Raw genomic sequence first — 6,331 nt, 5'->3', positions numbered from 1 at the left:
AAGGACGCCTTCTTAGTCCATTGATCTTATGCTTGTCGGGGCTGAACGAGCCGCCTCCGCATTTCGTGCTGTCCAGCGTTTCCTGCAGGAGTCGAGCACCTGCAGCGAGAATCAACTGACGAAAAGTTTGACGATCACAAAGGAAAGGTGGAGATCGCGTATGCCACTGCTTTTTCATTCGTTGCAGTGACTGATTTTATTTCATAGTTCCTTACTCTTTTTAAATTGATGGTCACAAACCATTTTGCTCTGTCAACACATACTATTCTAGAGGGTGAAGGGAACTGCGTAGACTCCTACGGAAAACGGGCGTGCCGAGACCCCGGAAGCGAATTTGCTGAGGAGCTCGGCCGAACGTCCGTGGAAAGCGGAGCAGTTCCCTTCACCCTCCTGCACCACAACTTAAATGACAGAGCATCGTACATATTAGTTTGTATGCGAATAGCAACAATCTTTGCGAAAACAGCCTTTTGAAAAGAGAATACTTTCATTTGATTTTCATGTAATTTTCATCTTTAAGGCTTATACTATCGGTATATTATGATAGTAGGGGTAAGTGCATGAAATCAAATATTAACAAACAATTTCCGTCATTCTTATCGAATACAATCCCGAATCCGAAAGAGCGGAAAAGAATCATCGTGTATGTAGCTTTAACTGCGTGTGTGGTTGCAGCAGGCATAACCCTAATCGCCCTTAATTACCAAAGCTCCCTGCTTGTCGATGAGGATACGTATAAAGGTTTTTTCAAGCAGTTCGGGTCTGTATCACGAATTATCTATTTCATTGTCTTCTGTATCTTTCCTGTTTTCCAATTATTGAAATGGAAAGGTTTAAGAAGAGTGAAATGGAGAAACCTTGAGATTAAAGGTCTTGTCCAAGAGGCAGGAAGGCTATTAAGAAAATGGCATGTCCCACTTGCTTTATTGGCGACAACAGGTGTTATCTTTCATGTCATCCTTGCAGTGATGATAAGCTTTCAGTGGAATTTTACGAACATCACCGGGATCCTCACCAGTATGGTGTTATGCTTCGTTGTTTTTATGGGATTCAGACGGTTTAAGAGGAAGGATGGGGCATGGCATTTGAAGCTTGCCGTCACTTTTACGGTAATGTTTATGATTCATGCGTCATTTTAATTGGACATAATAAAAAAGTTATCACGAAAGGTCAGTACCTTTGAGTGATAACTTTTTTCATGCAGTCTAAGCTTCAAGAGCCTGTTCTTCCTCTGGTGACTGTTGCAACTGATATAGATAGAGTGTGTACAAATCTTTCGGGATTTCATAAAGATCATAAACTTCTTCCTGAGCATTTAATTGATCATAAAGAGATTTTCTCGTCTCATTTGCCTTTACCACATACGGGAGTTTTTCAGCAGCCCTTTGAGAACGGGTATTTACTTTACGGATTCTCATGAAAATGGTTTCCATGCCAAGCTCAAAGAACAGTTCGGAAAAAAAGGCATCTTTGGCAGGCTGGTTATACCCTTTTCCATGGAATGGCTTACCCAGCCATGTACCAAGGAAGCCTGCATTTTCCTGGATGTCGAAAAGATTGATTGTGCCTATAGGGTTGCCCCACTCGTCCACAATTGTCCGGGAAATCAGTTCTCCCTGTTCTTCTGCCTCGATTGTCTGCTTGGTAAGGAATAGAAGTTCCTCGTAGGAATGTGCCTTTTGGCGAACAAAAGGGAAGACATCCGGGTGCGCCATCAGGTCATAAAGTTCATGACACTCATGTAATTCACGTTTCTTGATCATAGTAGACCCTCCTAGAGGGCAGTCTACTTGCGTACGATCCCACCCTCGAAATTTTTAAATGGTAACTAAAAAATTTCGGGGTGGGAATCGAACCCACTAAGACCAGTCAAGAAACTGGTGGCGCACCTTTTGCCTTCCCTTCATTACAGTCGCTCAATATATGAATAAACAGCGTCTTAAGAACAATGTAATCGGAAATATATTATCCATTTGTATCATATACGAAATATCTCAAAAAGGAAATAGGTAAAAAGCTAATTTTTGATAAAATTTTTTACCAAATTCCTACACGTTTTGATACGCGATTTCCCCGTTCACAAATGTCACCAGCGGCTTCGCCATGAAGTGGAACGGGTGATGACTCCATAGAACTAAATCCGCATCTTTATTGACCTCTATACTACCGATTCTTTCAGACACACCGAGGTTTCTGGCTGGAAGAATGGTGATCCCCTCCAATGCCTTTTGTTCATCCAACCCTTCACGTACAGCGATCGCTGCACACATATTCAAGTATTGAATGGGTGTGTAAGGATGATCAGTCGTGACTGAAACTTCGACACCGGCTTCCGTCAACTTTTGATAAGTGAGCCAGCTCTTGTTTTTAAGCTCTACTTTCGATCGTCTTGTAAAAGTCGGCCCGACGGAAACTTTTAGGTTTTTCCCTTGGAGTTCTTCTGAAATAAGGTGACCCTCCGTGCAATGTTCAATCCGTAGGTCCAAGTTAAATTCCTCTGCAAAACGCACGGCGGAAAGTATATCATCTGCGCGGTGAGCATGTATTCGAACCGGAATTTCCCGTTTTAATGCAGATACGAGCGGTGCCACTCGCAACTCCTCTGGTTGATCACAATATTTAGCTGAAAAGAAAGCTTCCCTGAGCATTCCCATAATTCCCATTCTAGTAATGGAATCATTGTTTCCATTACTATGGATCCGTTTCGGGTTCTCTCCTAATGCGATCTTTAATCCGGAGGTTTCCTTAATGATCATGGATTGAATATTGGAGCCAAGGGTTTTGATGACGGACGTAGTGCCACCAATCACATTCGCGCTTCCCGGCATGACATTTACAGTGGTGACCCCATATTTAAGGGCATCCTTGAAACCAGGATCCAATGGATACACCCCATCAAAGGCTCGGATATGAGGTGTCATTGGTTCAATCGTTTCATTGGCGTCATTGCCGGCCCAGCCGGTACCTTCGTCATAAAGTCCTAAATGGGTATGGCAGTCTATGAAACCGGGGAATAGGAATTTCCCTTGACAATCATAAACTGTAGTAGATTGATCTCCATTTGCCTCATGGGGGAATATCTGTTTGATTATTCCGTCTTTTATTAGCAGGGACCCGTTTTGGATGGGCTTGGATGTAATGGGGAAGATGGTTACGTTTCTTAATAGTATGGATGTCATAATATATCCTTTCTTAAGGCTTGTTTGCTTCTTATTTTAAACAACTTTATATAAAAAAAGAAGTTAATCCGTCCTTTTATTTCTTATCATGGAAAAAAACAGATATATGATTGTTGTGAATAAAGCGATTAAACTGAGTGGTTTAATGTAGCGTACCCCAATCACTTCAATATGCTCCCAATGAGTACCGAGCTCCATTCCAATGACTATAAATAACAGTGTCCAGGGAAGCATAGCAGCAAAGGTGAAGAGACTGAATGTAGAAAGGGGCATGCGGCTGATGCCAGCGGGTATACTGATGGCATGGCGAACGAGCGGAATAAAACGAGCTGTGAAAATCACGATGGTTCCATGCTTGTCGAACCACTTCTCAGAAGCATGGAGGTGCCTTGGATGGATAAGAAGATATTTACCGTATTTCTCAAAGAACGGCCGCCCCCCATAATAACCTAACCAATAAAGGAATAATTGTGCAATGGTCCCCCCGATGATCCCACTCAGGAAAGCTCCGATAAATGTAAGCTTGCCTGTACTGACCATAAAGCCTGCATAGCTTAAAACCAGTTCACTAGGAATGACTTCGATCATGAGAGCAAGTGAAATCCCTGCATATCCTAAATCGGTTAGAAAAGTAAGAATTTGTAAAACCCATTCATGGTTCATGTTCTTCCTCCTACATAAATCCAGAGTATTGAAGGATAAGGATCAATAACCCTAAAGCCCACACATAATAGGAAAATATTTTCAGTGAGTGCTTCTTTAAATAATTCACCATGGTGATGATAGCGAAATAACCGAAAACGGCTGCACTCATCGTTCCGATAGCCAGGCTAGGGAATGATATCGCTTCAATATGTCCCCCGAACATTTCATTGCCTTGAAGCACGATTCCTCCAAGTATGGCGGGTGTGGACAAAAGGAATGAAAAATGGGCAGCCGTTTCCCGGTCGAGCTTCCTGAATAACCCTGCGGCTATCGTCAAGCCGGATCTCGACAGTGCCGGGAATATGGCGGCAGCTTGAAAGCTTCCGATCACGACAGCATCTCTGTAAGAAAGATCTTCCAGCTTCTTATAGCCGTTCTTGACTCCATCAGCCCAATACATAATGCATCCAGTTGCGAGGAATTCCCAACCGATGGTGGAACCGGTCTTCGAGATGGAGTCAAAAAAGTCCTCGAACAAAAATCCTACAATCACGGCAGGAATGGTGCCAATGATGAGAATCCAGGACAATTTGCTGAAGGGGTGCCTAATCATATAAAGTAGTTCCTTTTGATACACAATGAGAACAGCAATCAATGTTCCGATATGAAGCATAGTATCTAAGAATAGCCCGGCTTCCTCCAGTCCAAACGTCAACCTCCCAAGGTAAAGATGACCAGTACTTGATATGGGCAGAAATTCGGTTAAACCCTGAATGATTCCCAATATGAAGGCTTCCAATTTACTCATGTTTACCACGACCTTTCTGTATGTCCCGGGACAGACTCCTTCTCTATACATATTCCAGTACTATCCGTTTCATGAGGGATGTCCAAAAGTCTCGAATAAAGAAAATCATCCTAATGGATGAAACTTTATGGGGGAAAGTACGTAAATATAGAGGAGGATACAATTGATGTATCCGCTAAAGAGTTTCAACAGGGAGGAATTGACATGCCAACAAAAGACGAAAGAATGATGGCAGCTCTAATTTATATCTTAAGCTTCTTCACCGCATTCATCGGTCCATTGGTCATCTGGCTTATTAAGAAGGACGAATCGGAATTTGTGGACTTTCACGGAAAGGAATATTTCAACTTTCTTATTTCCTATGCCGTTTATGGATTGGTAAGCTCGGTACTGATGGTCGTCCTGATTGGATTTGTATTGGCTCCGATCGTAGGGATCCTTGCCTTGATCTTTACCATACTTGGAGCGGTGAAGGCATACGAAGGTGAACACTACCTAATCCCGACAATCTTTCGAATACTGAAATGACATGACTAAGAACCCAAACGGCTCGTTGGGTTCTTTTTTAGTCAGGGGTACATGAAGAGTTGACAAAAAATTCTATCACTTTATAATTTTATAAAATGATTATTTCTGAAAGGAGCATCCACTTTCATGCTGAGAATCGACAATAAAGAAAGAATATTGAAGCTGATGAGTATATTGAAGGAAGAAACGGATGAAAATCACGAACTGAGCCTGGATGACATCATTCTCCGCTTTAAGCAAACGTATGGAACCGAGATGAAATTGAACAAGAATTCGTTAAAGGATGACCTTGATCACTTAATCCGGCAAGGGTTCGATGTCACAGTCAATCAGGAAAAGGAAGGTCTGCCCAAATATTATAGTCATCAGTACCGGCTGTTCGAATTATATGAACTCAGGATGCTCATTGATGCGGTCGTCTCCGCCAAATTTATTTCAAAGAAAGAAACGGTTCAACTGACAGGGAAAATCAGACAATTAACCAGTCACCGGCAAGGAAAACGATTACATAATGAAATTCAAATCGACTCTTCCATAAAAAGTGAGAGTCCCTATATACGGCGCACTATACATGACATTCATGAGGCTATTACAGAACGCAGAATGATCACTTTCCAATATGGTCGTTTCGATGTGAACAAACAGTTTAACCTTAGCCACGAGGGAGGTCTTTACAAAGTGAAACCTTACGCTCTTACGTGGGCAAATGATTTTTATTATCTTATAGCTTATTATTTCGATGCGGCTGAAATTCGTCATTACCGGGTGGATCGACTCCGGAATGTTGAAGTTCTTACTGAAACCTTCCCATTTGAAGCTTTTGATGTATCTAAGTATGTTCAATCAACCTTCCACATGTTTGCAGGAGACGAGGAGTGGATCAGAATCAAGTTACATAACTCCCTCATTAACGTAATCATCGATAAGTTTGGGAAAGACGTCAGTATTCAAAGGGCAGATGAAGAGCATTTTATCTTATCGACAAAGGCACGTGTAAGCATCGGACTCGTAAACTGGATACTTTCCTTTGGAAGCGGGGCGAAAGTGATATCGCCATCATCACTTGTTCAGACTGTGAAAACGGAAGTCCATAAACTGCATTCATTATATGATGGAATACATTGAGGATTGATCCCCATATGGTTGGGGGTCATTTTTTTTTGAGGAAAAA

At 42.0% G+C, this 6,331-nt stretch carries 7 protein-coding genes; 3 read left to right on the top strand and 4 right to left on the bottom strand.

The genetic code is table 11. The annotated features are described in order from the left end of the window. Window positions 1-560: 560 nt before the first annotated feature. The gene (locus JI667_RS20005) at window positions 561-1,139 is read left to right on the top strand and encodes a hypothetical protein (protein ID WP_206858094.1); all 579 of its coding nucleotides are present in this window, start codon (window positions 561-563) and stop codon (window positions 1,137-1,139) included. A gap of 66 nt (window positions 1,140-1,205) precedes the next feature. Here JI667_RS20005 and JI667_RS20000 read toward each other — a convergent pair whose 3' ends face one another. From JI667_RS20000 to JI667_RS19985, 4 genes are all read right to left on the bottom strand, one after another. Further along, complete coding sequence (locus tag JI667_RS20000) at window positions 1,206-1,763, bottom strand: GNAT family N-acetyltransferase (RefSeq protein WP_206858092.1); 558 nt, start codon at window positions 1,761-1,763, stop codon at window positions 1,206-1,208. A 285-nt stretch (window positions 1,764-2,048) separates the two neighbouring features. After that, the gene (locus tag JI667_RS19995; RefSeq protein WP_206858091.1) at window positions 2,049-3,179 is read right to left on the bottom strand and encodes an amidohydrolase; all 1,131 of its coding nucleotides are present in this window, start codon (window positions 3,177-3,179) and stop codon (window positions 2,049-2,051) included. A 63-nt stretch (window positions 3,180-3,242) separates the two neighbouring features. After that, the gene (locus JI667_RS19990) at window positions 3,243-3,842 is read right to left on the bottom strand and encodes a DedA family protein (protein ID WP_206858090.1); all 600 of its coding nucleotides are present in this window, start codon (window positions 3,840-3,842) and stop codon (window positions 3,243-3,245) included. 10 nt (window positions 3,843-3,852) lie between these two features. Beyond that, window positions 3,853-4,632 (bottom strand): undecaprenyl-diphosphate phosphatase, encoded by a 780-nt coding sequence (locus tag JI667_RS19985; protein WP_206858089.1) that lies wholly within the window; start codon window positions 4,630-4,632, stop codon window positions 3,853-3,855. 204 nt (window positions 4,633-4,836) lie between these two features. Between JI667_RS19985 and JI667_RS19980 the strand changes: the two genes are divergently transcribed. After that, window positions 4,837-5,160 carry a DUF4870 domain-containing protein gene (locus tag JI667_RS19980; RefSeq protein WP_206858088.1) on the top strand — a complete coding sequence of 108 codons (324 nt, stop codon included), beginning with the start codon at window positions 4,837-4,839 and terminating at the stop codon, window positions 5,158-5,160. A 126-nt stretch (window positions 5,161-5,286) separates the two neighbouring features. Beyond that, on the top strand, window positions 5,287-6,285 hold the full coding sequence (locus JI667_RS19975) for a helix-turn-helix transcriptional regulator (RefSeq protein WP_206858087.1): 999 nt from the start codon (window positions 5,287-5,289) through the stop codon (window positions 6,283-6,285). The last annotated feature ends 46 nt before the right edge of the window (window positions 6,286-6,331 follow it).

Origin of the sequence: Bacillus sp. NTK074B (assembly GCF_017303375.1) — a bacterium.
In the GTDB taxonomy this organism is placed as follows: domain Bacteria; phylum Bacillota; class Bacilli; order Bacillales; family Bacillaceae_B; genus Rossellomorea.
This window is presented reverse-complemented; position numbering and strand designations above follow the sequence as displayed.

What these genes read in the sequence shown, in the direction of transcription:
- JI667_RS20005 (WP_206858094.1), top strand. Translation starts at nt 561, where the DNA reads ATGAAATCAAATATTAACAAACAATTTCCGTCATTCTTATCGAATACA.
- JI667_RS20000 (WP_206858092.1), bottom strand. Translation starts at nt 1,763, where the DNA reads ATGATCAAGAAACGTGAATTACATGAGTGTCATGAACTTTATGACCTG.
- JI667_RS19995 (WP_206858091.1), bottom strand. Translation starts at nt 3,179, where the DNA reads ATGACATCCATACTATTAAGAAACGTAACCATCTTCCCCATTACATCC.
- JI667_RS19990 (WP_206858090.1), bottom strand. Translation starts at nt 3,842, where the DNA reads ATGAACCATGAATGGGTTTTACAAATTCTTACTTTTCTAACCGATTTA.
- JI667_RS19985 (WP_206858089.1), bottom strand. Translation starts at nt 4,632, where the DNA reads ATGAGTAAATTGGAAGCCTTCATATTGGGAATCATTCAGGGTTTAACC.
- JI667_RS19980 (WP_206858088.1), top strand. Translation starts at nt 4,837, where the DNA reads ATGCCAACAAAAGACGAAAGAATGATGGCAGCTCTAATTTATATCTTA.
- JI667_RS19975 (WP_206858087.1), top strand. Translation starts at nt 5,287, where the DNA reads ATGCTGAGAATCGACAATAAAGAAAGAATATTGAAGCTGATGAGTATA.